General features: G+C 57.2%; 21 protein-coding genes and 1 tRNA gene. 16 read left to right on the top strand and 6 right to left on the bottom strand.

The annotated features are described in order from the left end of the window. Positions 1–57 precede the first annotated feature (57 nt). From purU to pyrF, 12 genes are all read left to right on the top strand, one after another. Complete coding sequence (gene purU, locus soil367_RS07195; RefSeq protein ID WP_136548309.1) at positions 58–912, top strand: formyltetrahydrofolate deformylase; 855 nt, start codon at positions 58–60, stop codon at positions 910–912. A gap of 202 nt (positions 913–1114) precedes the next feature. Further along, positions 1115–3796 (top strand): DNA gyrase subunit A, encoded by a 2682-nt coding sequence (gene gyrA / locus soil367_RS07200; protein WP_136548311.1) that lies wholly within the window; start codon positions 1115–1117, stop codon positions 3794–3796. A 4-nt stretch (positions 3797–3800) separates the two neighbouring features. After that, positions 3801–4883 carry a 3-phosphoserine/phosphohydroxythreonine transaminase gene (serC, locus tag soil367_RS07205; protein WP_136548313.1) on the top strand — a complete coding sequence of 361 codons (1083 nt, stop codon included), beginning with the start codon at positions 3801–3803 and terminating at the stop codon, positions 4881–4883. A gap of 1 nt (position 4884) precedes the next feature. Further along, positions 4885–5994, top strand: coding sequence for a prephenate dehydratase (gene pheA, locus soil367_RS07210; protein WP_136548315.1), 1110 nt, complete (start codon positions 4885–4887; stop codon positions 5992–5994). Positions 5995–6153: 159 nt separating this feature from the next. Further along, positions 6154–7263, top strand: coding sequence for a histidinol-phosphate transaminase (gene hisC, locus soil367_RS07215; RefSeq protein WP_136548317.1), 1110 nt, complete (start codon positions 6154–6156; stop codon positions 7261–7263). Positions 7264–7279: 16 nt separating this feature from the next. After that, complete coding sequence (locus tag soil367_RS07220) at positions 7280–9514, top strand: bifunctional prephenate dehydrogenase/3-phosphoshikimate 1-carboxyvinyltransferase (RefSeq protein WP_136548319.1); 2235 nt, start codon at positions 7280–7282, stop codon at positions 9512–9514. Then, entirely contained in the window at positions 9511–10197 is a 687-nt protein-coding gene (gene cmk / locus soil367_RS07225) for a (d)CMP kinase (protein ID WP_136548321.1), read from the top strand. Before soil367_RS07220 ends, cmk begins: the two co-directional genes overlap by 4 nt. A 176-nt stretch (positions 10198–10373) precedes the next feature. After that, on the top strand, positions 10374–12059 hold the full coding sequence (gene rpsA, locus soil367_RS07230) for a 30S ribosomal protein S1 (RefSeq protein WP_136548323.1): 1686 nt from the start codon (positions 10374–10376) through the stop codon (positions 12057–12059). Between the two features lie 375 nt (positions 12060–12434). Beyond that, a complete protein-coding gene (locus tag soil367_RS07235) occupies positions 12435–12731 on the top strand; it encodes an integration host factor subunit beta (protein ID WP_136548326.1) in 297 nt (98 codons plus the stop codon). 155 nt (positions 12732–12886) lie between these two features. Further along, positions 12887–13189 carry a LapA family protein gene (locus soil367_RS07240; protein WP_136548328.1) on the top strand — a complete coding sequence of 101 codons (303 nt, stop codon included), beginning with the start codon at positions 12887–12889 and terminating at the stop codon, positions 13187–13189. Continuing rightward, entirely contained in the window at positions 13189–14358 is a 1170-nt protein-coding gene (lapB, locus tag soil367_RS07245) for a lipopolysaccharide assembly protein LapB (RefSeq protein WP_136548330.1), read from the top strand. Before soil367_RS07240 ends, lapB begins: the two co-directional genes overlap by 1 nt. 3 nt (positions 14359–14361) lie before the next feature. Then, positions 14362–15087, top strand: a complete 726-nt coding sequence (gene pyrF, locus soil367_RS07250; protein WP_136548332.1) for an orotidine-5'-phosphate decarboxylase — start codon at positions 14362–14364, stop codon at positions 15085–15087. Between the two features lie 39 nt (positions 15088–15126). Here pyrF and soil367_RS07255 read toward each other — a convergent pair whose 3' ends face one another. Continuing rightward, on the bottom strand, positions 15127–15510 hold the full coding sequence (locus soil367_RS07255; protein ID WP_136548333.1) for a YfiM family lipoprotein: 384 nt from the start codon (positions 15508–15510) through the stop codon (positions 15127–15129). 27 nt (positions 15511–15537) lie between these two features. On the opposite strand from soil367_RS07255, the gene soil367_RS07260 reads away from it, so the two are divergent. Further along, on the top strand, positions 15538–16104 hold the full coding sequence (locus tag soil367_RS07260; protein ID WP_136548335.1) for an LOG family protein: 567 nt from the start codon (positions 15538–15540) through the stop codon (positions 16102–16104). Positions 16105–16259: 155 nt separating this feature from the next. Here soil367_RS07260 and soil367_RS07265 read toward each other — a convergent pair whose 3' ends face one another. Beyond that, entirely contained in the window at positions 16260–17441 is a 1182-nt protein-coding gene (locus soil367_RS07265) for an acetyl-CoA C-acyltransferase (RefSeq protein ID WP_136548337.1), read from the bottom strand. 492 nt (positions 17442–17933) lie between these two features. On the opposite strand from soil367_RS07265, the gene soil367_RS07270 reads away from it, so the two are divergent. Further along, a complete protein-coding gene (locus tag soil367_RS07270) occupies positions 17934–18236 on the top strand; it encodes a YebG family protein (RefSeq protein WP_136548341.1) in 303 nt (100 codons plus the stop codon). A 106-nt stretch (positions 18237–18342) separates the two neighbouring features. Here the strand turns inward: soil367_RS07270 and soil367_RS07275 are convergent. Both soil367_RS07275 and soil367_RS07280 read right to left on the bottom strand, forming a co-directional pair. After that, positions 18343–18418 (bottom strand) — tRNA-Asn (locus soil367_RS07275). Positions 18419–18521: 103 nt separating this feature from the next. After that, positions 18522–19706, bottom strand: coding sequence for a pyridoxal phosphate-dependent aminotransferase (locus soil367_RS07280; protein ID WP_136548343.1), 1185 nt, complete (start codon positions 19704–19706; stop codon positions 18522–18524). Between the two features lie 234 nt (positions 19707–19940). Here soil367_RS07280 and uvrB point away from each other — a divergent pair, with 234 nt between their 5' ends. Next, on the top strand, positions 19941–21971 hold the full coding sequence (gene uvrB, locus soil367_RS07285; protein ID WP_136548345.1) for an excinuclease ABC subunit UvrB: 2031 nt from the start codon (positions 19941–19943) through the stop codon (positions 21969–21971). 19 nt (positions 21972–21990) lie between these two features. Here the strand turns inward: uvrB and soil367_RS07290 are convergent, their stop codons facing one another. After that, a complete protein-coding gene (locus tag soil367_RS07290) occupies positions 21991–23136 on the bottom strand; it encodes a GNAT family N-acetyltransferase/peptidase C39 family protein (RefSeq protein WP_246065579.1) in 1146 nt (381 codons plus the stop codon). 187 nt (positions 23137–23323) lie between these two features. Between soil367_RS07290 and soil367_RS07295 the strand changes: the two genes are divergently transcribed. Next, positions 23324–24829 carry a RimK family protein gene (locus soil367_RS07295; RefSeq protein WP_136548349.1) on the top strand — a complete coding sequence of 502 codons (1506 nt, stop codon included), beginning with the start codon at positions 23324–23326 and terminating at the stop codon, positions 24827–24829. A gap of 64 nt (positions 24830–24893) precedes the next feature. Here the strand turns inward: soil367_RS07295 and soil367_RS07300 are convergent, their stop codons facing one another. Beyond that, entirely contained in the window at positions 24894–26051 is a 1158-nt protein-coding gene (locus tag soil367_RS07300) for a cation diffusion facilitator family transporter (RefSeq protein ID WP_136548351.1), read from the bottom strand. Positions 26052–26130: the final 79 nt, after the last annotated feature.

Here is a 26130-nt window from a genome sequence, read left to right on the forward strand (position 1 = left end):
TCGGTTATCATTGCCGGCTTTGCAGCTACGCCTGAGTTTGAGCCGGAGAGCGTCATCATGGAACACACCTACCGACTGGTTATTTCCTGCCCGGACCGGGTCGGCATTGTCGCTAAGGTCAGTAGCTTCCTGGCCAATTACAACGGCTGGATTGTCGAGGCCAGCCACCACGCGGACCCTTCTGTCGGCTGGTTCTTCATGCGTTACGAGATTCGCGGCAGCTCGCTCCCATTCGGCCCCGATGCGTTTCACATTGCATTCGAGCCCATCGCAAAAGAATTCGAAATGAACTGGAACATCCGGGACTCGCGTGACCCCAAGCGGGTGATCCTGATGTGCAGCAAAGAGTCCCACTGTGTAGCGGACCTGCTTCACCGTTGGCACAGCAAGGAGCTGAACGCCAACATGGTCGCCGTAATCTCGAACCACGAAGACCTCCGGCGGATGGTCGAATGGCACGACATTCCGTACCACCACATTCCAGTCAGCCGTGAGAATAAAGAAGAAGCGTTCTCCCGTGTTGAAGAGCTCTTTACCGAGTACCAGGCCGACGTCATTGTGCTGGCCCGTTACATGCAAATTCTTCCCGGTAGCCTTTGCGAGCAGTACAGTGGCCGCATCATCAATATCCACCACAGTTTCCTGCCTTCGTTTGCCGGAGCGAAGCCATACCATCAGGCTCACCAGCGCGGTGTGAAGCTGATCGGCGCGACATGTCATTACGTCACCCAGGATCTCGATGAAGGCCCGATCCTCGAGCAGGACGTCATCCGTGTGAGCCATAGCGACACCACCGATGATCTGGTGCGGCTCGGCAAAGATGTAGAGAAAAGCGTGCTGGCCAAGGGGCTGCGCTACCACCTGGAAGACCGGGTTATCGTGCATCAGAACAAGACGGTTGTTTTCGGCTAGATCTGGCCACGTAAAACTCTCCCGGGAGACACCTCAGAACGCTTTTGTGCTATTATCCCGCGCTTATATCAGCCAGTCGCTGCCACTTCGCCAGCCTCTTACGCCGAATAAAAAAACCTAGAGCCGCCGCCCGTGAATACAGCGCTGTCGCTACCGCGGGCGAGGCAGCCGATGTCCCGTAAATCCAAAGGAACCATTCTCGATGGGTGAATTAGCCAAAGAGATCCTGCCAGTCAATATCGAGGACGAGCTGAAGCAGTCCTACCTCGACTATGCCATGAGCGTTATCGTCGGTCGGGCCCTGCCGGATGTCCGTGACGGGCTCAAGCCCGTGCACCGCCGGGTGCTCTTTGCCATGTCCGAACTCGGCAATGACTGGAACAAGGGTTACAAGAAGTCCGCCCGTGTGGTCGGTGACGTAATCGGTAAATACCACCCCCACGGCGACTCCGCGGTTTATGACACTATCGTTCGTATGGCGCAGCCGTTTTCGCTGCGCTACATGCTGGTAGACGGGCAGGGCAACTTCGGCTCGATCGACGGCGACAGCGCCGCGGCCATGCGGTATACCGAAGTTCGGATGGCAAAGATCTCCCATTCCCTGCTAGCGGATCTCGACAAGGAAACCGTCGACTTCGTGCCAAATTACGACGGCACCGAGCAGATCCCGGAAGTCATGCCCACCCGTGTCCCCAACTTGCTGGTAAACGGTTCTTCGGGCATCGCCGTGGGCATGGCAACCAACATTCCCCCGCACAACCTGGGTGAGGTCATTGACGCCTGCCTGGCATTGATTGACGACGACAACCTCACCGTCGACGATCTGATGGAATACATTCCCGGCCCGGATTTTCCGACCGCAGGCATTATCAATGGCCGTGCTGGCATCGTCGAAGCCTACCGGACTGGACGCGGCCGCATCTATATGCGCGCGCGTTACGAATTCGAACACGACAAGAAGACCAACCGTGATGCGATCATCATCACCGAGTTGCCGTATCAGCTGAACAAGGCGCGACTGATTGAGAAGATCGCAGAGCTGGTCAAGGAAAAGCGCATCGAAGGTATTACGGAGCTGCGGGACGAGTCGAACAAGGAAGGTATTCGCGTCGTCATTGAACTGCGTCGCAACGAGAACCCTGAAGTCATAATCAATAACCTCTTCGCCCAGACCCAGCTGGAGAGTGTATTCGGGATTAATATGGTTGCCCTGCGGGACGGCCGGCCACAGATCCTGAACCTGAAGGAAGTGCTCGACTCATTTGTTCGTCACCGCCGGGAAGTGGTCACGCGTCGGACTATTTACGAGCTGCGCAAGGCCCGTGAGCGCGGGCATATTCTGGAAGGCCTCACGGTCGCGATTTCGAACATCGACCCGATTATCGAGCTGATCAAGGCATCCCCAAGTTCTGCGGAGGCCAAAGAGCGGCTGATCGCCAAATCCTGGCCGCCAGGCAATGTTACCGCGATGCTGGAACGGGCAGGCGAAGATGTCTGCCGGCCGGACGACCTGCCGGAATACTACGGCATGCGCAACGGTGAGTATTTCCTTTCGCCAGAACAGGCCCAGGCCATCCTGGATCTGCGCCTGCACCGCCTGACCGGTCTCGAAACCGAAAAGCTATTCACCGAATATAAGGCCATTGTCGAGAAGATCGCCGAGCTACTGCATATCCTCGGCGACCCTGACCGCTTGCTGGAAGTGATCCGGGAAGAGCTGATCGCCGTAAAGGAAGAGTATAACGACAAGCGTCGTACCGAGATCACCAGCTCCCGGCGCGACCTGACGGTTGCCGACCTCATCGACGAACAGGATCTCGTAGTTACCATCTCCCATGGCGGCTACGCCAAGACCCAGCCGGTTGAGGATTATCAGGCCCAGCGCCGCGGCGGCCGCGGGAAGTCAGCTACGTCAATGAAAGACGAGGACTTCATCGAGAAGCTGCTGGTGGCCAATAGTCATGACACGATTCTGTGCTTCACCAACAAGGGTAAGGTTTACTGGCTCCGGGTGTTTGAGATCCCGCAGGCCAGCCGCAGCTCCCGTGGCCGGCCCATGGTCAACATTCTACCCCTGGACGAAGGCGAGCGGATTACCTCGTTCCTCGCGGTACGGGATTATCCGGAAGACCATTTTGTATTGATGGCGACAGCCTTCGGCACGATCAAGAAGACCCCCTTGGTCAGCTTCTCGCGACCGCGCAGTAATGGCCTGATCGCGCTTAACCTTGATGAAGGCGATCACCTGATCGGGACCGCCATTACCGATGGCACCGCTGAGATCATGCTGTTCTCCACCGCGGGCAAAGCCATCCGCTTCCACGAAGATCAGGTCCGGGCCATGGGCCGCACGGCTCGGGGCGTACGCGGTATTCGTCTGGGCAAAGGTCAGGAGGTTGTATCACTGATTATTCCCAATCCTGATGGCCTGGTGCTGACGGCCAGCTTGCATGGCTACGGCAAACGCTCGAAGCTGGATGAGTTCCCCCGCTACGGTCGCGGCAGCCAGGGTGTGATCGGCATGCAGTGCTCGGATCGTAATGGCCCGCTGGTGACTGCACTGCAGGTCTTCGAAGGCGACGAGATGATGCTCATTACCGATAAAGGCACTCTGGTTCGCACGCGCACAGAAGAAGTCTCGGTCCTGAGCCGCAACACCCAGGGGGTCCGTCTGATCAAGCTCAGTCAGGAAGACGAAAAGCTTGTCGGTGTGGAGCGGATCGAAGAGCCCGAAGAAGAGGAACTTGAGGAAGGCGCCGTAGATACCCCAGTCGAAGCAGCGGAAGGCGAAGCGACGATTCCCGCTGACGAAGCCGATCTTGACCAGTCCGGTAGCGGCGATGCGGACGAGGGCGGCGCGGCTGACCCGGACGAGGAGATTTGATCCCATGAGCAGAGCGTTCAACTTCTGCGCGGGTCCTGCGGCGCTGCCTGAGCCGGTGCTGGCACAGGCCCAGGCGGACCTGATGGATTGGCAGGGCAAGGGCCTGTCGGTCATGGAAATGAGTCATCGCAGCGATGAGTTCGTCAGTATCGCCCAGCGGGCGGAGCGCACGTTGCGAGAGCTCATGGGTATCAGCGATGACTACGCTGTGCTGTTCATGCAGGGCGGGGCCAGCACGCAGTTCGCGACCATACCGCTGAACCTGCTGGGCGGCCATGACTGCGCCGATTACGTCAACACCGGCATCTGGTCCAAAAAAGCGATCGCTGAAGCCAAACGCTATACCCGGGTGAACGTGGTTGCCAGTACGGAGGCGGACAACTTTACCCGCTGCCCGGATCAATCCGAGCTTAAGCTAAATCCCGAGGCGGGCTATGTTCACTATACGCCCAACGAGACTATCGGCGGGCTGGAGTACGACTACATACCTGATGTGGGCGATGTTCCCCTGGTGGCGGATCTGTCCTCGACCATCCTGTCCCGTCCGCAGGATATTAACCGTTTCGGCCTGATCTATGCTGGCGCCCAGAAAAACATCGGCCCGGCAGGCCTCACGCTGGTGTTGGTGAGACGGGACCTGATGGGCCGTACGCGCCCTGAACTGCCCACCATGATGGATTACAGCGTCGCCGACAAACACGACTCCATGTACAACACGCCGCCGACGTTTGCCTGGTACCTGGCGGGCCTCGTATTTGACTGGGTCCAGCAGCAGGGGGGCGTCCAGGCCATGGGAGAGCTCAACCGGCGTAAAGCCGAGAGACTTTACGGGGCAATAGACTCTTCTGATTTTTATGGCAACCCGATTCAGCCGCGCTTCCGGTCCTGGATGAATGTGCCCTTTACACTCGCTGATGAGCGCTTGAATTCGGCGTTTCTGGCCGGTGCCGAAGAGCGAGGATTGCTGAGCCTCCAGGGTCATCGTTCAGTTGGAGGCATGCGCGCCAGCATATACAACGCAATGCCGGAAGCTGGGGTGGAGGCCCTTGTCGCCTACATGGAAACCTTCGAGAAGGAGAAGGCATAACATGGCTGGCTCAGGGAAGAACGGGGAAGAGCGGTTATCCCAGCTGCGCGAAGAAATAGATCGCATTGATGGGGAGCTGCTTCAGTTGATCAGCGCTCGTGCCCGCTGCGCTCAGGAAGTCGCCGAGGTCAAAACTGCGGCGGGCGACGGCTCAGACCCTGTTTTTTACCGACCCGAGCGCGAAGCTCAGGTTTTGCGGCGTATCAAGGCAGAAAATCCGGGACCGTTGCCGTCGGAGGAAATGGCCCGGCTATTCCGTGAAGTGATGTCAGCGTGTCTGGCGCTTGAGAAACCCATGCGTGTAGCTTTTTTGGGACCGGTAGGCACCTTTACACAAGCTGCAGCGCTTAAACACTTCGGCCACTTCGTCAACAGTGCTCCAATGGCCGCCATTGATGAGGTGTTCCGGGAGGTTGAGTCGCGTCAGGCCCATTACGGAGTAGTACCGGTCGAAAATTCGACCGAAGGTATGATCAACCATACGCTCGATATGTTTATGACTTCGCCGTTGAAAATATGCGGAGAAGTCCAGTTGCGCATTCATCATCACCTGCTTACCGCACCGGATCGGGAAGAGGGCACTATCGCCCGCATTTATTCGCACCAGCAGTCCTTCGCTCAGTGTCGAAAATGGCTCGACAGCCACTGGCACGGCGTGGAGAGAGTCACGGTCAGTAGTAATGCCGAAGCGGCCCGTAGAGCTCGGGAAGAGCCTGGCACGGCCGCCATAGCCGGCGATATGGCGGCGGAACTCTATGGTTTGACAAAGCTCGCTGCGACGATCGAAGACCGGCCGGATAACACTACCCGGTTTCTTATTGTAGGACGTGAGGATGTGGCGCCCAGCGGCAAAGACAAAACATCCATTCTGGTCTCCATGCGTAACAAGCCCGGCGCGCTGTACCAATTACTCGAACCCTTTCACAGCCACGCGATCAGCTTGACCCGCATAGAAACGCGGCCATCGCCCACCGGTACCTGGGCCTATGTTTTCTACATCGACTTCGAGGGACATGTTGAGGACGAGACGGTCAAGTCGGCACTTGCCCAGGTCGAGGCAGAGGCGGTAGAGGTTCGTCATCTGGGCTCTTATCCTCTGGGCGTCCTGTAGCGTCGGGCTGGAAGTTACGGCGGGTGGCGCCCGTGCCTCGGGCGCTGCCTCATAAACGTAGCGGTTTCTTTTCTCCAATAGCCCAAGCGGTTTTATCCGGATCCTGCAGTTGCTGGGGCATCCATATCCTTTGAAAGCTTTGTTTCGTTGGAGTTAGCCATGCATACCAATTATCGCGCGCTGGCAACGCCCGGCGTACAGGGATTGCAGCCCTACCAGCCGGGGAAGCCTATCGACGAACTCGCGCGAGAGCTCGGGCTCGATCCGGCAGCGATTGTGAAACTCGCAAGTAATGAAAATCCTCTGGGGCCGAGCAAAAAAGCACTGGCAGCGGTGAGCGCTGCCGCCGCCGATCTCTGTCGCTACCCGGACGGCAACGGTTTTAACCTGAAGCAGAAGCTGGCGGGGCGTTATGGTCTGAGTAGCGGGCAGATCACGTTGGGTAATGGTTCTAATGATATCCTTGAGCTTGCGGCCCGCGCTTTTGTTTCTTGTGATGACGAGGTTGTGTATTCCCAGCATGCTTTTGCGGTGTACCCGATCGTTACCCAGGCCTTGGGCGCTCGACACGTCAAGGTGAAAGCCCGGGATTGGGGGCACGATCTCGAGGCCATGGCTGAAGCGGTCACTGACCGTACCCGACTTGTGTTTGTCGCAAACCCTAACAATCCCACCGGTACCCTTGCCGGCAAGTCTGAGGTCAAGCGCTTTCTGCAGCGCGTGCCGGAGACTGTTATTGTGGTGCTTGATGAGGCCTACTGTGAGTACATGGTCGGCGATGACATGCCGAACGGCGTCGAGTTTCTTGCGGACCACCCCAACCTGATTGTCGCCAGGACTTTTTCCAAAGCATGGGGGCTGGCCGCGTTGCGTGTTGGCTACGCGCTTTCCTCGGTGGAGCTGGCTGATGTGCTGAACCGGGTGCGCCAGCCCTTCAACGTGGACGCGTTGGCGTTGGCTGCGGCTTCAGCGGTACTCGACGATGAGCACTATCTTGAGCTTTCTCGAGAAGTTAATCGCCTTGGAATACAGCAGCTTGAGGCCGGTTTTGACGAATTGGGGTTAAGTTGGATTCCGTCCCAGGGCAATTTCGTGGCGGTTGATGTAGGGCGCCCGGCCTTGGCCATTTACGAGGCGCTTCTGCGGGAGGGGATCATTGTGCGCCCGGTGGCCGCCTATGAGATGCCTGACCACTTGCGTGTCTCAGTAGGACTGGAGCATGAAAACGCACGCTGCCTGCTCGCCCTGAAGCGAGTTCTCGGGAATTGAAAAGAGGTGATGGATCATGACCGGCCAGCCGAACCCGTCCAGCCAGCTGTTTGAACGCATGGCCGTAATCGGAATGGGTCTGATTGGTGGCTCACTCGCTCAGGCGGCGCGAAGCCATCGTTTGGTAAGGCATGTCGTCGGCTATGACCGCCGTCCCTCAGAGACTGAGCAGGCCCTGGCGCTGGGGATAATCGACGAGGGCGCTGCCAGTGCTGCCGATGCTGTAGCTAATGCCGACCTTGTGGTAATCGCCGTGCCGGTGCGAGCGACTGAGTCTGTTCTGCGTGAGCTGGCGAATAAACTGTCGCCACAGGCTGTTCTCACCGATGTGGGGAGTACCAAGCAGAGTTTTGTCACAGCCGTAGAAGCTGTTTTTGGCGGACTGAGTAGTCGGGTGATCCCGGGCCATCCCATCGCGGGCTCTGAGAAAAGTGGAATAGCAGCGTCCGATCCCGCGCTTTTTTCACGGCACAAGGTGATTCTCACGCCAGACGACAATACTGACCCGGATGCACTGACACGCTTGTGTTCATTGTGGTCCGGCTGTGGGGCCAAAGTCCTGCAAATGCCTGTTGCCCGTCATGATGAGATACTGGCGGCGACCAGCCATTTGCCCCATTTGATCGCGTTTTCACTCGTGGATACGCTGGCGGGGGAGGACGACAATAAAGAGATATTCCGCTATGCCGCTGGTGGCTTCCGCGACTTTACGCGTATTGCCGCGAGTGACCCGGTTATGTGGCGTGACATCTTTCTGGCGAACCGCGACTCAGTTCTGGCGGCACTGGACCATTTTTCCGGTGATCTGCAAAGACTGCGCCTCGCGATAGAGCAGAGCGATGGCGACACTTTAATGCGGGTGTTCAGTCGTGCCAAGGCTGCACGCGATCACTTCTCGAAAATGCTATCAGGACAGGCTTACGTAACGACCATGACGCAAAAGAATCTGATTTTCCGCTTGCAGCCCGGCGGCCAGGTCCGCGGCGACATTCGCGTTCCCGGCGATAAGTCCATGTCGCACCGCTCTATAATGCTCGGTGCTTTGGCCGAAGGCATTACCGAAGTGGAGGGGTTTCTGGAAGGGGAAGACAGCCTTGCAACGCTCCAGGCCTTTCGGGACATGGGCGTAACCATCGAGGGGCCGGAACGCGGCTATCTACGCATCCACGGCGTGGGAATTCATGGCCTGCAAGCGCCGCGGGGCCCGCTCTACCTGGGCAACTCCGGGACGGCCATGCGGTTGTTTTCCGGCCTTCTGGCCGGGCAGGCGTTTGATACGGAGCTAACCGGGGACGCAAGCCTGACCAAGCGACCAATGGCACGCGTGGCAGATCCGCTCCGGCAGATGGGCGCAGAAATTGAAACTGCTGAAGGGGGTCGACCTCCACTGAAAATCCGGGGCGGCCGGAAGTTGCACGGAATTCACTACAATCTCCCGGTGGCCAGTGCCCAGGTCAAGTCCTGCCTGCTGCTGGCGGGACTCTATGCCGAGGGTGAAACCAGCGTCACCGAGCCGGCACCGACGCGCGACCATACCGAACGCATGCTTTCCGGTTTTGGCTACCGCGTCCAACGTGAAGGTGCTACTGCGAGGGTGCGGGGCGGTGGAGTGCTTACGGCAGCCAAGATCGACGTTCCGGCCGATATCTCCTCCGCCGCATTTTTTCTCGTGGCCGCCTCGATTACACCAGGTGCTGATCTCACGCTGCGGCACGTAGGCATGAATCCCACGCGCGTCGGGGTGATTAACATCTTGCAGGCTATGGGCGCAAAACTGACCCTCAGCAATGAGCGCGTGATTGGCGGTGAGCCGGTGGCCGATATTCGCGTTCAATATGCGCCGCTCAAAGGCATCACCATCCCCGCGGATCAGGTTCCCCTGGCAATTGATGAGTTCCCCGTACTGTTTATCGCAGCGGTGTGTGCCGAAGGGCAGACAGTCCTGACCGGCGCAGAGGAGCTGCGGGTAAAAGAAAGCGATCGGATTCAGGTTATGGCGGACGGGCTGGAAGCCTGTGGTGTCAGCACCCGGGTCACAGCGGATGGCATAATCATTGATGGGCAGCCACTGGGTGGTGGGCTTGTCGATAGTCACGGCGACCATCGCATTGCCATGGCTTTCGCAGTCGCATCACTCAGGGCTTCGGCGCCTATCGAAGTTCAGGACTGCGCCAATGTGGCCACCTCTTTCCCCGGATTCGTAGCGCTAGCCAGAAAGGTAGGCATGCAGATCAGTGAGGAGCATTCATGAAGCCGGACAGTGACGCACCGCCCATCATCTGCCTCGACGGCCCAAGCGGCGCGGGGAAGGGTACAGTGTCGCAGTTGCTGGCCCGGCGGATGGGTTACCGGCTGTTGGACAGCGGTGCCCTTTACCGGGTTACGGCGTTGTCCGCCATGCGGCACGGGGTCAGCCTGGACGACGCTGAAGAGCTGGCGAAAACAGCCCGCAATCTGGCTGTTGCTTTCGAAGCAACTCCTCCTGGGGAACCGGCCCGGGTGATACTCGACGGCAGCGACGTAACAGCGGAAATTCGCACAGAAAAGTGTGGAGACAATGCTTCGCGCGTCGCTGTTATCCCTGCGGTGCGTACCGCATTGCTGCAGCTACAGCGGGATTTCCGGCAAGCCCCGGGCCTGGTCGCTGATGGCCGCGATATGGGTACAGTCGTGTTTCCTGACGCGCAATTGAAAGTGTTTCTCACGGCCAGCGCCGAGGAACGGGCAGAGAGAAGACATCGGCAGTTGCTGGACGCTGGTATCGATGTTAAAATCTCGGACCTTTTAAAAGAAATAAAGGCGCGCGATGAGCGGGATATGAACCGCGAAACGGCGCCGCTCAAGCCTGCTGATGACGCTCACGTTGTTGATACTACCGGTTTGGGAATAGAAGAGGTGCTGGATCGGGTACTGGCTCTAGCAGGCCGGGACTGACAGCACCTTTTGTTGTTTTCCGGAAAACGGTTGGTGTGGTCGGGAATGTTGTAGCGGGTTCCAGATTCTTGTGTTCGGACAGCGTGGCCCTGCCAGTGTGGCACCGTTCGAACCTCTTTAAACAGACCGCGTAAACTGGCGACGCGGAGAACACCATAGATCACATAGGACGCATAATGAGCGAGAGCTTTGCTGAACTTTTTGAAGAAAGCCTGAAAGAAATCGACATGAAGCCGGGCTCTATTGTCCAGGGCACGGTTGTCGATGTTGACAGTGACTGGGTTACTGTTCACGCGGGCCTGAAGTCGGAAGGCGTCATCCCGGCATCGCAGTTCCTCAATGACAAAGGTGAGTTGGAGATCAAGATCGGCGACGTCGTCGATGTGGCTCTTGACGCCGTTGAGGATGGTTTCGGTGAAACGCGTCTGTCTCGCGAAAAGGCCAAGCGCGCAGAAGCATGGCGCTTCCTCGAAAAGGCATTCGAAGCGGAAGAAGTCGTCAAAGGTGTGATCAATGGCAAGGTCAAGGGTGGATTCACCGTCGACCTCAATGGCATCCGCGCATTCCTGCCTGGTTCGTTGGTTGACGTGCGCCCGGTCCGTGATACCGCGCATCTTGAGAACAAAGACCTGGAATTCAAGGTTATCAAGCTCGATGCCAAGCGCAATAACGTGGTTGTTTCCCGCCGTGCAGTGCTTGAAGCTGAGAACCAGGAAGAGCGCGAAGCGTTGCTGGGCAGCCTGACCGAAGGTGTGGAAATCAAGGGTATCGTCAAGAACCTGACCGACTACGGCGCGTTCGTGGATCTGGGCGGCGTGGACGGCCTGCTGCACATTACCGACATGGCCTGGAAGCGTATCAAGCATCCAAGCGAGATCGTCAATGTGGGTGACGAGATCAACGTCAAGGTCCTTAAGTTTGACCGCGAACGTAACCGCGTTTCCCTCGGGCTCAAGCAACTGGGCGAAGATCCATGGGTCAACATCGTCAGTCGTTACCCTGAAGGCACCAAGGTTGTGGCTCGCGTCACCAATCTGACCGACTATGGCTGTTTTGCGGAGCTGGAGGAAGGCGTCGAAGGTCTGGTACACGTTTCAGAAATGGACTGGACCAACAAGAACATTCATCCATCCAAGGTGGTCAATGTCGGTGATGAAGTCACTGTGATGATCCTGGATATCGATGAAGAGCGTCGTCGTATTTCCCTGGGTATCAAGCAGTGCCAGACCAATCCCTGGGAAGACTTCTCCGCCAACTTCAACAAAGGCGACAGCATTTCCGGCAAGATCAAGTCCATCACCGACTTCGGCATCTTTATCGGCCTGGACGGCGGCATCGACGGTCTGGTTCATCTTTCCGATATCAGCTGGAACGAGCCGGGCGAAGAAGCCGTACGTCGCTACAAGAAAGGCGATGAAGTTGATACCACTATCCTGTCTGTTGATCCTGAGCGCGAGCGTATCTCTCTCGGTATCAAGCAGCTTGAGAGTGATCCCTTCGCTGAATTCGTCCAGGTGAATGATCGCGGCACCATCGTTAAGGGCAAGGTCATTTCGGTCGATGCCAAAGGTGCTCAGGTTGAGCTGGCGGAAGATGTTGAAGCCACTCTGAAAGCTTCAGAGATCAGCCGTGACAAGGTCGAAGACGCGCGTAACCTGCTTAATGAAGGTGACGAAGTCGAAGCCAAGATCATCAGTGTCGACCGTAAGAACCGCCTGATCAGCCTGTCTATCAAGTCCAAGGACGTTGAAGATGACAAGCAGGCTCTGCAGAGCGTCAGGGAACGCGCTACCGATAGCAGCAGTAGTGCCACTACCATCGGTGATCTGATAAAAGAGCAAATGCAGCAAAAGAAAGACTAACGCTTTCTTTTTGTTGAATTGTAAAAAAACGGGCCTTAGGGCCCGTTTTTTTTGTGTTTTCTTTAGCTTTGGCTAAACTGATATCCACATGAAATTTTTGGAATAAATTTAACTAAACCTGTTAGCGTCACCCAATTACCTGGCGGACCCTTCCACCCGTGACTCGCTGAACCTAATGCGTTTTCCGGGAAAGAGTGTATAGTTGCGACGTATAAGTCGTGTCTTTTATCCAGCTCTGCTGAGGCAAGCCCTCGGGTGGCCGGTCGGAAGACAGGAACCGTGTAAATCCAGGTATTTATCCGGGCTCAGGTACAGTTTATATAACTCAACTCCTGCTATTTAACAGACTGCCCAAGAAGAGTATAAGGAAGGGACATGACGAAGTCCGAATTGGTCGAGATTATTGCTTCCAAGCAAACCCAACTGTCTGTCAAAGATGTTGAACTGGCGGTGAAGACGATCATCGAGCATATGTCCCAGTCTCTGGCCGATGGACAACGTATTGAAATCCGCGGCTTTGGTAGCTTTTCTCTGCATTACCGTGCGCCGCGCACGGGCCGTAACCCCAAAACGGGCGAAGCTGTTCAACTGCCTGCCAAGTATGTCCCCCATTTCAAACCGGGGAAGGAATTGCGGGAACAGGTAAACCTCAGCCTCAAAGCGGGCTACTGATCCAGGCTGAACAAAACGTTCAGCTTCCGTTATTCTGCGGTTCGTCGCCTATCTCAGCAGTGGCATTATTGCTATCATTCGTTCCTTTAAAGCTCAGTTATTCCGCTTGTCCAGGCTGTCTGGAAGAGCTTATTGTCTGACTAATGGAGCGACCGATGGCGCGTGTTCGAAAGCTGGTGCTAATTCTCCTTGTTATTGTGCTACTCCTCATCGCACTGGTTTTCTCTCTCAATAATCGCACTTCAGTATCAATAGATTTCCTGACCTATCAGACACCTGAGATGAGCCTGGCTATATGGCTTATCGGGGCTCTGGCGATTGGTGTGATCATTGGGCTGACCGTTGGGTCCCTTGCTTCGTTCCGTGCGGGAAGGAGCCGCCGGCATCTGGAGAAGAAACTACAGCAAACCCAGAAAGCCCTGGAACAGCAACGTGGTGTTAACGTCAAGGGCATCTGATGGAACTAGTTTTTCAGTGGCTGGCGCTGGCGCTGGCTGTTGCGGTCGGCTGGGTGATGGGCCGTTGGGGCGTCGGTAACAGTCGCCGTGCAGGCAGAATAGCCGATGAGGCAACGGTACGTGAGCGCCTGCAGTTCCTCTTCACCAACTATTCTGACGAAGCAATCGATGCGTTTGTAGGTTCTCTCGCCGTTAGCCGTGACACGGTAAACCTGCACCTTTCGGTGGGCGCCCACTTTCGCAATAAAGGCGAAGTTGACCGGGCCATTCTTATCCACCAGAACCTCCTCGCCCGTCCCGAGCTGCCGCCCCGTTATTCATCGGAAGTTACGTTTGAGCTCGCGGTTGATTACCGCGCTGCCGGGTTACACGACAGGGCAGAGGCGCTCCTGCTGCAGGTTGTCGCATGCCGGCATTACGGTCCAAAAGCGGCCCGCCAGCTCATAGACCTCTACCAGCAGGAACGCGACTGGGAAAAAGCCCGCCAGACTGCAATCGATCTGATGCAGATAGAAAACAGTCCGAAACTCGGCAAACAGCTTGCTTATATTCTCTGCGAACTTGCTGAGCAAGCTGCTGTTCTTGACGATCGATTTGCGGCTCGACAGCACCTGCGTGAGGCGTTGATGCGCGATCACACTTGTGTTAGGGCCTCTCTGCAGCTGGCCGCACTGCAGCATCGCGAGCAACAGTACCGGGAAGCTCGCGCATCTTTGGTCCGTGTTTTTGAGCAGAATCCGAATTTTGCCCCCGAGGCCGTCGAGCGATTGTTGGAATATGGCCGGGAAGAAAACAATCAGGCCAGCCTGGCGCGTCAACTGCGCAAGCTTTATAGCCAGGCACCTGGTACAAGCCTTTTGCTGGCTTTGGTGGACTGCGTAGAGAAAGCTGAAGGTCGTCCGGCGGCCATTGCGTTACTGAGGGCTGAGTTGGAGAAGCGCCCCAGCCTGAAGGGCCTGCTGAGGCTTATCCATTTGGCGGGCCGGGACGAACGGGCGCCGGGCGACGACAGTCGCCTGATCAGCCACATCGGTGAGCTTCTGCTCCATAACAAGCCGGTGTACCGCTGCATCAAGTGTGGATTTGGTGGTCAACACCTGCATTGGTTGTGCCCCAGTTGCAAGACCTGGGAGACCGTATTACCCATCCAGGGTGTCGAGGGAGAATGAATAATGGTGGATCACGATCCCAAGGTAATAGTAGCGCTCGATTTTGATGAGCGCCTGGCTGCGCTTTCGTTGATAGAGAAACTGGATCCGGCGCTTTGTCGGCTGAAAGTGGGCAAGGAGATGTTCACGCGTTTTGGGCCCGGTTGGGTGGAAACTCTACAGGCTCATGGCTTTGACGTTTTTCTTGACCTCAAATTCCACGATATCCCAAATACTGCCGCAAAGGCCGTTGCCGCAGCGGCCGATCTCGGTGTCTGGATGGTCAATGTCCATGCCAGCGGCGGTCGGCAAATGATGGAGCAATGCGTCGAAACCCTGGCTGCCAGGAGCGGGTTGTGCCCTAAGCTGATCGCGGTGACCGTGTTGACGAGCATGCAGGATTCTGATCTCGCGGCGATAGGATGTGGCGGCGATACCGCCTCTCAAGTTGATCGTCTCGCCTCGTTAAGCCGGGACTGCGGGTTGGATGGGGTAGTGTGCTCCGCGCAGGAGGCAGAGCGCCTGAAGTCATTGTGCGGCCGCGACTTTCTGCTTGTGACGCCCGGTATTCGACCTGCAGGGTCTCCCGCAGGGGATCAGCAACGCATTATGACGCCTGCTGAGGCCATTAAGGCAGGCAGCGATTACCTCGTCGTGGGTCGACCTATAACCCAGTCGGCTGAGCCGCTGTCGGTGGTCCAGGCGATTCTGGACGACGTCGGGCAGGCGGTGGGGCGCAAACTGGCCTGATCCCGCGCCATCTTGGGCTTAGGGGGCAGCGGAGTTGACTCAGGGCGAGCAGGGCTGGACCAGCTGAGCACCAATTATGCCCCCGAGGATGGTCACCAGCCAGTCGCGGTTGCTCGGCATGCCATCGTTGTGGTGCAGGTCGCGCCACTCTTTGCCCAGGCCCACCGAGAACCCAAGTGCGACTCCACTTGCGTTGGCGGTGCAGGCTGAGGCGCCCTTTGAGCTTGCAATGGCTGCACCTGCGGCGCCCAGGCCGATGCCGCTCAGCAAATGGAGCCCCTTGTCGGGCGCTATCCAGGGGTCGCGTTCCAAGGGCTGAACCATGTTCGCGCAGCCCGACAAAAGAAGCGTGGCCAGGATCAGCCAGGCACTGGCAGATCGGGCTGAGAGAGAAAATCGCTGGCGCACAAGTAGAAATCTCATTGAAACAACCTTATCTGGAAAACTGTCATGCGCATTGCCGTATTCTGCGGGTCATCGCCCGGCCGTTCAGCCGATTATGAGGTGCAAGCTCGCCAGCTTGGTGAGGTGCTGGTCACAAACAACATCGACCTGGTGTTCGGGGGTGGCCATGTCGGGCTTATGGGAATTATTGCGGACACTGTGATGGCGGCTGGTGGCCGGGCCTACGGCGTCATTCCGAGAGCGCTCTCCGAGAGGGAGGTAGCTCATCAGCGGCTCACATCGCTGGAGATTGTTGAAGATATGCACCAGCGCAAGGCCAGAATGGCAGAGCTTGCCGATGGCTTTATAGCTTTGCCCGGTGGCGTGGGAACGCTGGAAGAGCTGTTTGAGGTGTGGACATGGGCGCAGCTCGGACTGCATGCGAAACCGGTAGGCTTGTTGAATGTCGAAGGCTTCTATGACCTCCTTGCCCGTTTTATCGACCAGCTGGTTACAGAGGAATTTCTGGGGCAAGTTTATCGGGACATGCTGCTGGTCGATAACAGCCCTCAAAATCTTATAGACCGGTTCCGCGACTACACGCCGCCCCGGCGCAAGTGGTCGCAGGATTAGCAAAACAGGTGAGCTGTAGTACCGAGAGATACCAAAAGGCGCCAAGAGGTACCGAGAGATACCAAAAGGCGCCAAGAGGTAGCGAGAGGTACCAAGAGGGGCCCGGCCAGGTTACCGGGCCACGCCCTCAAGACAGTATCTGCGAGAAGCGTCGATTAGAACACTTCGAAAAGTCCCGCCGCGCCCATTCCGCCGCCTACACACATCGTACAGACGACATAGCGGGCACCACGGCGCTTTCCTTCAATCAACGTGTGCCCGACCATACGTGCGCCGCTCATGCCGTAAGGATGGCCAATTGAGATTGCGCCGCCGTCGACATTCATGAGCTCTTCCGGTATTCCCAGTTTATCCCGGCAGTAAAGCGCCTGAACAGCGAACGCTTCATTCAGCTCCCACAGACCGATGTCATCGATAGTTAGGCCGAATCGCTTCAATAATTTGGGAATAGCGTAAACCGGGCCGATACCCATTTCATCAGGGTCGACACCTGCGATGGCAATACCTCGGTACGCCCCTAGCGGCGCCAGGTTCTGCCGCTCTGCGAGTTTGGCGTCCATGATGACACAGGCTGAGGCGCCGTCTGACAGCTGGCTGGCGTTACCTGCGGTTATGCTGCCGCCCTCTATGACAGGTTTGAGCTTGGCCAGCCCTTCGAGTGTCGTTTCCGGACGGTTGCCTTCGTCCTGGGTCAGCTTCACTTCGCGCGTCGAAACCTCACCTGTTTCTTTGTCCATGACCAGCTGAGTCGTTTCAACGGGTACGATTTCCTGGTCGAAACGGCCGGCTTGCTGTGCCTTGGCTGTATTCATCTGGCTCTTGAACGCAAACTCGTCCTGAGCTTCGCGGCTGATACCGTAGCGCTTGGCAACAACTTCGGCGGTTTCCAGCATCGGCATATAGATGTGAGGGTGGCTTTCTACCAGGCGGGGATCAACAGCGCGGTGTTTGTTCATGTGTTTGGTTTGCACCAGGCTGATCGAGTCCAGCCCCCCGGCAACCATCAAAGGAACCTTGTCATGCATTACCTGTTTGGCAGCAGCTGCGATGGCATACATGCCTGAAGAACACTGACGGTCGAGCGTCATGCCGCCAACACTTGTGGGGAGTCCGCCCGCCAGGGCGGCGAGCCGACCGATGTTGGGGCTTGCGCTGCCCTGGGTCAGGGCGCAGCCCATAATGACGTCGTCAATCTGCCCGGGGTCGACGCCTGAGCGCTTAACGGCTTCGCGGATAGCGATGCCGCCAAGTGATGGCGCTTCGAGGTTATTGAACGCCCCGCGGTATGCTTTGCCGATGGGGGTCCGTGCGGTGGATAAAATTACAGCGTCATTCATGGATTGTTCCTTTCAGCAATTGGGCTTCAGGGAGCCCGCTTGGGGCAGCCTCGTAAACCTGTGGTCAACTCGTCAATCCGTGGTCAGGCAGGACCTGGTAGGCTCATATCTGCCCCCCGGGTGGCTGCAACTGATCAGCGTACTTAACGACACTGCAGATCCGGGCGCTAATGTAAGAATGGCCTGAACGCGAACGGCCCAGAGCAGCATAGGCCCTACTGGAGCTCGCACTGCCGGAGCGCTAAGGAAACCCATCCTAATAAACTTCGCCATTCATGAGAAATACGGTCTGTTTATGGTAGCCAATAGGCCGGGCTAATCGGCTTCGTGTACTTGCTTCGCCCGGGTATCTGTGCGACATTAAACACTGTTTAAATGTACAGTTAAAGCCGTGCCAATCTATACCTCATGAATGTTTGAACGGGCCCCGACGAACAGGATCTTTTCTGGGGCAAGAATTGCGCGCGCAAGACAGCGGAAGAGAGAATCATCATGGCAGTGAAGGCTTGTTATATGTCAGATCGAGATGAATCCCGGCTTTTCACAAGCAAAAAAGACGCAGATGCCTACGACCGGATGCTTGAGTTGGCAGAGAATATCTCCGCCATCATGGAGCACCGCTTTCCCGCACTGGGCGAGAAGGTCTCTGAGGAGATAGGGCTGTTTATTGCTGGTGAGCAGGACCTTTTCGCGAAAGCTATCAAGGGGCGGCCTGATGTACTGGGCGAGTGGCTGGCGGAGAACCAGGACAACGTAGCGGAGCTTTCAGGTCGCAAAAAGGCCGGTAACGAGTAATCTTAAAACGGAGGCTTTCGCCGGTTAACCGTCATGGCCGTGGCGAAAACATGGGTGAGCTCAAGCGCAAAAAAAAGCCGCTCGTTTGAGCGGCTTTTTCGGTATTTGGCTCCTCGAGCTGGGCTCGAACCAGCGACCCACGGATTAACAGTCCGTTGCTCTACCAACTGAGCTATCGAGGAATTGTCTCTGTCGACAGGGACGGCATTCTAGGGAGGAGACGCCGGCCCGTCAAGGCTTTTAGGCCTAAAAATACTAATCGCTTTTGTTTTTCACCTTAAAAGCTCAACTCAGTGCTTTCTGCAGGCGCTCGATGGCTTTTTCCAAAGTTTCCATACTGGTAGCGAAGCTCAAGCGCATAAAGCCCGGGGTACCGAATGCAGATCCAGGCACCATGGCCACGCCTGCGGTCTTCAGCAGGTGCTCTGCGAGTTCAACGTCGTTGCTGACGCCGTCGGTGGCATCGATGACCCCCTGGAAACTGGGAAAAGCATAGAAAGTGCCATCGCCGGGAATACAGTTTACGCCGGGCAAACGGTTGAGTGCGTCAACCAGCCAGTCGTGGCGTTCATGAAAGGCTTTAACCATGACTGCTACACATTCCTGCGGTCCGTTGAGTGCGGCTTCTGCCGCAGCCTGAGAAATAGAGGCCGGGTTAGACGTGCTCTGGGACTGAATTTTTTTCATGGCCGCGATAACAGGCTGTGGGCCGGCTGCATAGCCAATTCGCCATCCAGTCATGGAGTACGCTTTCGATACGCCATTGAGCACAAACGTACGGTCATAAAGTGCGGGGCATGCGTTAACAATGTTGCAGAAGGGCTCACCCGACCAGAGGATGTGCTCGTACATATCGTCGGTGGCAATCAGTACCTCAGGGTGCTTCAGCAGCACTGTGCCCAATGCCTCGAGCTCGGCGCGACTGTACGCCATGCCGCTGGGATTTGAAGGGCTGTTGAGTACGACTAGCCGTGTTCTCGGCGTGATCGACTCCGCCAGCTGTTCGGGTGTGATTTTGAACCGGTTGGCCTGACTGGTTTCAATAACGACGGGTACGCCTTCGGCCACCTTCACCATGTCAGGGTAGGAGACCCAGTAGGGGGCCGGAATGACAACCTCGTCACCCGGGTTCAGCAGCGCCAGGGAGAGATTGAAAAAGCTCTGCTTGCCGCCGCTCGATACCAGGATCTGGTTAGGCTCGTAGACGAGTTCGTTGTCCCGTTTGAACTTGTCGATGATGGCTTTCTTCAGCCCTGGTGTGCCGTCAACTGCCGTGTACTTGGTCTGGCCGCGACTGATCGCCTCGACTGCGGCTTTTTTGATATGGTCAGGCGTGTCGAAATCGGGCTCGCCCGCGCCCAGACCAATAATATCGTTGCCTGCTGCCCGGAGTTCTGCGGCCTTGTTTGTCACGGCCAGGGTAGGGGACGGTTTGATCTGCTGGACACGTTTGGAGAGTTGAACGTTCAAACTGGCGCTCCTCGTTGGGACCTGATTACGTCACTGTGCCAGGGGCATACTCCGGCTAGTGAGCTGTGAATAAGTACTGGGCTGTTAATGGGTACCGGACTATGAATCCGTACTGACCGCCCCAATGTTAGCATGTTGAACACTGATCGCTAAGCTGTGCGCCGCCACCAGGCGCGTGAAGAAGACGGGCCGCCGGTCCACTACTGACATCGATTCCGGAGGGGTTGCCCTTACATGGCGAAGACAGATTCACTTTTCAGGGTTGCCTCGCCGTTCGAGCCGGCGGGCGACCAACCCAAGGCCATCGCGGGGCTGATCGACGGGATAGAATCCGGGCTTGCGCACCAGACTCTCCTGGGCGTGACCGGTTCCGGCAAGACTTTCACCATCGCCAATGTGATCGAAAAAATTCAGCGCCCAACCATCGTGATGGCGCACAACAAGACGCTGGCAGCCCAGCTTTACGGTGAGTTCAAGGACTTCTTTCCCGATAACGCGGTTGAGTATTTCGTCTCCTACTACGATTACTATCAGCCCGAAGCGTATGTGCCTTCCTCAGATACATTCATCGAAAAAGACGCCTCGATCAACGAGCACATAGAGCAGATGCGGCTATCGGCAACCAAGGCCTTGCTGGAGCGTCCGGATGCGATCATCGTCGCCACCGTATCCTCCATCTACGGCCTGGGCGACCCGCAGTCCTACATGAAAATGATGCTGCACCTCGACCGGGGCGACAAAATCGACCAGCGCCACATTCTCCAGCGTCTGGCTGAACTGCAGTACACCCGCAACGACGTCGAGCTGCACCGGGCCAATTACCGGGTACGCGGCGATGTTATCGATGTGTTCCCGGCAGAATCGGAGAAAGAGGCAATTCGAATCGAGCTCTTTGATGAAGAGGTCGAGCAGCTCAGTCACTTCGATCCTTTGACGGGTGAGGTTACGCGACGGGTTCCGCGCGTCACCATCTATCCCAAATCCCACTACGTCACGCCGCGCCAGACTGTTCTGGATGCCGTTGAGAACATCAAGACCGAGCTGGACCAGCGTCTCAAGCAGCTACGCGATAACAATAAGCTGGTGGAAGCCCAGCGACTGGAAGAACGAACGCGTTACGATATCGAGATGATGCTTGAACTGGGCTACTGCAATGGCATCGAAAACTACTCGCGCTACCTTTCCGGGCGACCTTCTGGCGAAGCACCGCCGACGCTATTTGACTATCTGCCGGACAACGCCCTTCTGGTGGTTGACGAGTCCCATGTGACCGTCTCCCAGATTGGCGCCATGTATAAGGGCGACCGGTCGCGCAAGGAAACACTCGTGGAGTACGGTTTCCGTTTGCCCTCTGCCCTGGATAACCGGCCTATGCGTTTCGACGAGTGGGAACGTATTGCCCCGCAGATGATTTTTGTCTCGGCTACTCCCGGGAAATACGAGGAAGAACACGCAGGGCAGGTCGTTGAACAGGTGGTGCGGCCTACCGGTCTGGTCGATCCGACCATCGTCGTACGACCGGCCACCACGCAGGTGGATGATCTGCTGTCGGAGATCAAACTTGCCAGCGACGCCGGTGAGCGGGTACTGGTCACGACTCTAACGAAACGCATGGCCGAAGATCTCACCGACTTTCTCCAGGAGCACGGGATTGCAGTGCGCTACCTGCACTCAGATATTGATACCGTCGAGCGCGTCGAGATCATCCGGGACCTCCGACGGGGCGAGTTTGACGTACTGGTGGGTATCAATTTGCTGCGAGAGGGCCTGGACATGCCGGAGGTTGCGCTGGTGGCCATTCTGGATGCTGACAAGGAAGGCTTCCTGCGCTCAGACCGTTCGTTGATCCAGACCATGGGACGGGCAGCGCGAAACGTCAATGGTCGTGCGATTCTGTACGCCGACAAGATTACCGGCTCAATGGCCAGGGCCATGGAAGAGACCGAACGCCGGCGCGAGAAGCAGATTGCCCACAACGAGGCTCATGGCATCACGCCGACCGGGCTCAACAAAAAAGTTGCGGACATCATGGAAGGTGCGCATTCGGCCGCGGCCCGCAGGCGCGGTGAAGTGCCTCAGGCAGCTGAAGAGCGGGCGGCCTATCAGGTTAAAGCGCAGGGCCGTACGCCGGCTGAAGCGCTGAAGTCGATTTCCAGGCTCGAGGACGAAATGTACAAGGCAGCTGCCAATCTGGAGTTCGAGAAGGCGGCGCAGTTACGGGATGATATTGCTCGCCTGAAAGAAGCCTCGTTACGGGTGGGGTGAGTACCTGCCCGTCGGGATGCTAGACAGAAACCCTGTCAGGCGTCGCTGCGGCACGTGCAGGACCGATGATAACGGCAGCTTGCAGCGGCACCTGGCTGCCATAACGAGCCATGCTCTCGAAAACCTTCCGGTCAATGGGCAGGTACTGTTTTTCAGCAACGGTCTCACCCACGTCCATGTCGACGTCCGGATCGTGAATGTACACGAACTGGTCGTCTATCGCGCAGAGCGTTACCCAATGGGGTACTCGGCTGCGGTTCAGCTGCCAGGTGCTTATCAGCATGATGGGGATACGCCCCTGCTCGAGCGCTGCCTCCATTTCAGCCAGATACAGCGGTTCATGGCGAATGGGGATGGCAGTGTCAGCCAGCTGTAGTAGAAAGTCTTCATGAACCAGACGTAGCAGGTCTTTTTTACGTTCATTGCGGACGGTATCCAGAAAAAGGGGCCCGGCGCGGCTTACCTGAATCTCCGCGTGAAATCCGCGCGACCACGCTGCCAGAGCCAGGCCGTGGGGTCCGCAGCCACCGTGGCCAGACAACATATAGATGGTTGTCGCTTCGCGCCAGATACGAAGTTCCTGGTGCGTGCTCATGGGCACGTCATCCTGCAACGTAGCGAGGGCCATCATCAGTGCGGCGGGACCACAGGAGAAATCCGTAGTCTGGGCGTAATAGGGAATGTTCCGGAACCGCTCTCCCGGGCGCGAGAAAAGGATACGTCGTTCGAACCTCAGCGCATCACCATGGTCAGCATAATAGTCCTTGAGGGTTCCGAACTGGCGATAGCCCAGACGACGGTACAGTGCGATAGCGGCGGGATTATCGGTGCGAACCTCAAGGCGCATGACGATACGTCCCGCCTCAGCGGCAAGTGCTTCAGCCTGGCGGATCAGCTTCTCTCCCAGCCCTTTGCCCCTCGCGGCAGGCGCCACTGCGATCGAGTAGATACGGGCAAGGCGGGTCGCCTTGTGCATCAGAACGAGAGCGTAGCCATGGAGGATCCCATCGGCTTCGGCTATAACCAGGCGATCACCTGGTGCTTCCAGGAACCGTCGAAAACTCCGCCGTGAGATCCGGTCGTCCTCGAAACAGGTCTTCTCAAGGGCCACCAGAGCATCAAGATCGCCAGGCTGGGCGAGTCGGAAAGCCGGGTCTTCAATCACGGAATCTCGGTCTCCTTTACAGGGTGATGAATCTGGCCGCATTATCAGCTTAAACCCTATGCAAACATAGGCTAAATGATCGGGCGCGCATGCGTAGAATCCGCAGCCACAGGTAATAGGCCTGGGCCGGGTAACGCAGTATGCTGCGCCTCCTAGAGTCCAGTTTCGGACATAACCTGGAGTATGCATGGCACGCCTGCTTATTGTCGTTGATGATGCCCAAGATTGGGCTCCGTTCTACCCGAGCGAAGACGTGATCACCTTCAGTCAGTACCTGGAGTATTCAGACGCTCGCAGCAGCAGCAGCAGGCTGCGGGTCATCAATCTATGCTCCAGTAGTCGCTACCTCAGCCAGGGCTACTATTGCTCGCTTCTGGCTGAAGCACGGGGGCATCAGGTCGTGCCATCCGTCATGACGCTCAACGATCTTGGGCGGAAAGGTCTGTTCACGCTGCAACTGGACGCGCTGGATAACTCAGTATCCGGTTGGCTTGACGGGCAACTGGAGCGGTCGGCTGCAGCGCGTGAGAGTGGGGCGACGCCGCAATCGGTCAGGATTCGGTTTTTCTTCGGTCACACTGGAGAGGAAAGCCTGAGGACCTTGGGGCGGGCGCTATTCGACCGTTTTCCGTGCCCGATACTCGAGGTGGAATTCCGCCGGCGCAAAGTCTGGCAGATAGAATCGCTTAAGGTCCTGGCTGTGGCGGACCTTACGGAAGCCGACCAGGATCCGTTTGCGGCGGCCCTCGATCGGGTCAGTCGCGTGCTCTGGCGTAAACCCCGGTCGCGCCGGCGCTACCGTTTTGACCTTGCCATGCTGGTCAATCCTGACGAAGAAATGGCGCCAAGTGATCGCACGGCCCTGAGTCGTTTCGTCAGGGCCGGCCGCAAGCTCGGGATTGATGTAGACCTTATTACCCGGAAAGACTACATGCGTTTGCCTGAGTACGACGGTCTGTTTATTCGGGAGACGACGTCTATCGATCACCATACGTACCGCTTTGCGCGAAAAGCGGAGGCCGAGGGGATGGTGGTAATTGATGACCCTGTATCGATATTGCGCTGTACCAACAAAGTTTTTCTGGCGGACCTTCTGAAGAACAACAAGGTGCCGACACCGGGCACCCTGATACTGTCCCGTGACCAGGAAGATGCTGCGAAAATCGCTATCGACACGCTGGGCTTGCCCGTTGTCGTCAAGATCCCTGACGGGGCCTTTTCCCGGGGCGTCATCAAGGCCAAGGACGAAGCAGAACTCAAGGCCGCGCTGAAGGAACTCTTCCGGCACTCGGCGCTGGTTCTGGCACAGGAATTTTTCTACACCGACTTCGATTGGCGCATTGGCGTACTGGGCGGGCGCGCGATTTTCGCCTGCAAGTACTTTATGGTGCGTAATCACTGGCAGATCTACCAGCACGGGCAGAACAAGACCGACTCGGGAGGCTTTGAAACACTTCCCACCTACGAGGTTCCGCGCAAGGTTATCCAGGCGGCACTGAATGCGACCCGACTGATCGGTGATGGCCTCTACGGGGTGGATATCAAGCAGGCAGGAAATCGCGTCGCGGTAATCGAAGTCAACGATAACCCCAATGTGGACGCGGGCGTCGAGGACAAGTTTCTCGGCGGCGAACTCTATACACTCATCATGCAGGAGTTCCTCACCCGCATGGAAGCAAACCGCAAGGGCTGAAAGACATCCAGCTGATTTTGCAGCCCGTGTGCTTAACATAGAGTCTTCGGTCGGGTCTTCCGGTTTACGGCACCGGCCGGGTTATCCAGAGTCGAACGCTGCCCAGCCAGGGAAGGTCTTCCGCCCGGCGGATCGCTTCGGCCCGCAGGTTCGGCATTGCGCGCGCGGAAGGTTTGATTGCCTCGTCGCTGTTGAGAAAGACTTCTACGGAAACACGCTCGTCCAGGTAGTGCAGACGCGTGGTGCCCACGTGGTTGAAATCCAGTAGCGGCTCCCAGCATTCCTTCAATGCCGCCAGCACGGCTGCGCGGCCGGGCAGGTCGAGGTGATCCGGCCCTCGCTCGTCCCTCTCCGGATCGATATGGAAGGTGACATCCTTGATGTTGCCGAAAGCCTCGCGGATGTTCTCGGTGACTCTGACGCCAATCTGATGCCCTTCTGATACTGAGATTGAAGGAGCGACCTGTAAGTGAAGATCGAGCAGAAAGTCCTGGCCCATCTTGCGGGTGCGCAGTTCATGCACATCCCGTACGCCTTCCGTGGTCCGGGCAAGCTTCAGAATCTCTGCTGAGTCGTTGGCGGGCATGGCAGTATCAACCAGTTCCTTGACGTTCTCCCAGGCCAGATCCCAGCCAATGCGAGCGATGATCAGCGCCACCAGAATTGCTGCGATGCCGTCCAGCCAGGCGAAACCGCCCATGGCGCCGAGGGCACCCGCAAAGACGATAATCGACGAGAAGGCATCGCTTCGGCTATGCCAGGCGTTGGCGATAATCAGGTCAGAGCCGATGCGCGTTCCTACACGGCGGGTGTACCGGAAAATCCACTCCTTCGACGCGACGGATAACCCGGCGACAACCAGAACCGGCCAGCCCGGGATCCCAAGGGATCCACCCAGCCACATCCGTTGCACGCTATCCCACGCAATCGCGCCTGCCACGGCCACGAGCACGCCACCCATCAAGACCGTGCCAAACGTTTCGATACGTTCATGACCATACGGGTGGCCTTCATCGGGCTCTTGTCTGGCCATTCGGGCCAAAGCCAGGACCATTAGATCGGAAACGACATCGCTGAACGAATGGATGCCATCCACTATCAGTGCGTAACTATTGAAGAGTGCGCCAATGACAATTTTTGCCGCGCCAAGGGCACCGTCCAGGGCCATGCCGATTAGAGTGACTTTGGTCGCCTGGCGCATGTTGTCTGCGCGGATATTCATCAGTTTCTCTGCCTCGTTCTACGCATGCTGTTACTCCATTAAAAAAACGTTAGAAAGACCAGATTGAGAGGGTTTGTCA

Source organism: Hydrocarboniclastica marina (assembly GCF_004851605.1).
GTDB classification, from domain to species: domain Bacteria; phylum Pseudomonadota; class Gammaproteobacteria; order Pseudomonadales; family Oleiphilaceae; genus Hydrocarboniclastica; species Hydrocarboniclastica marina.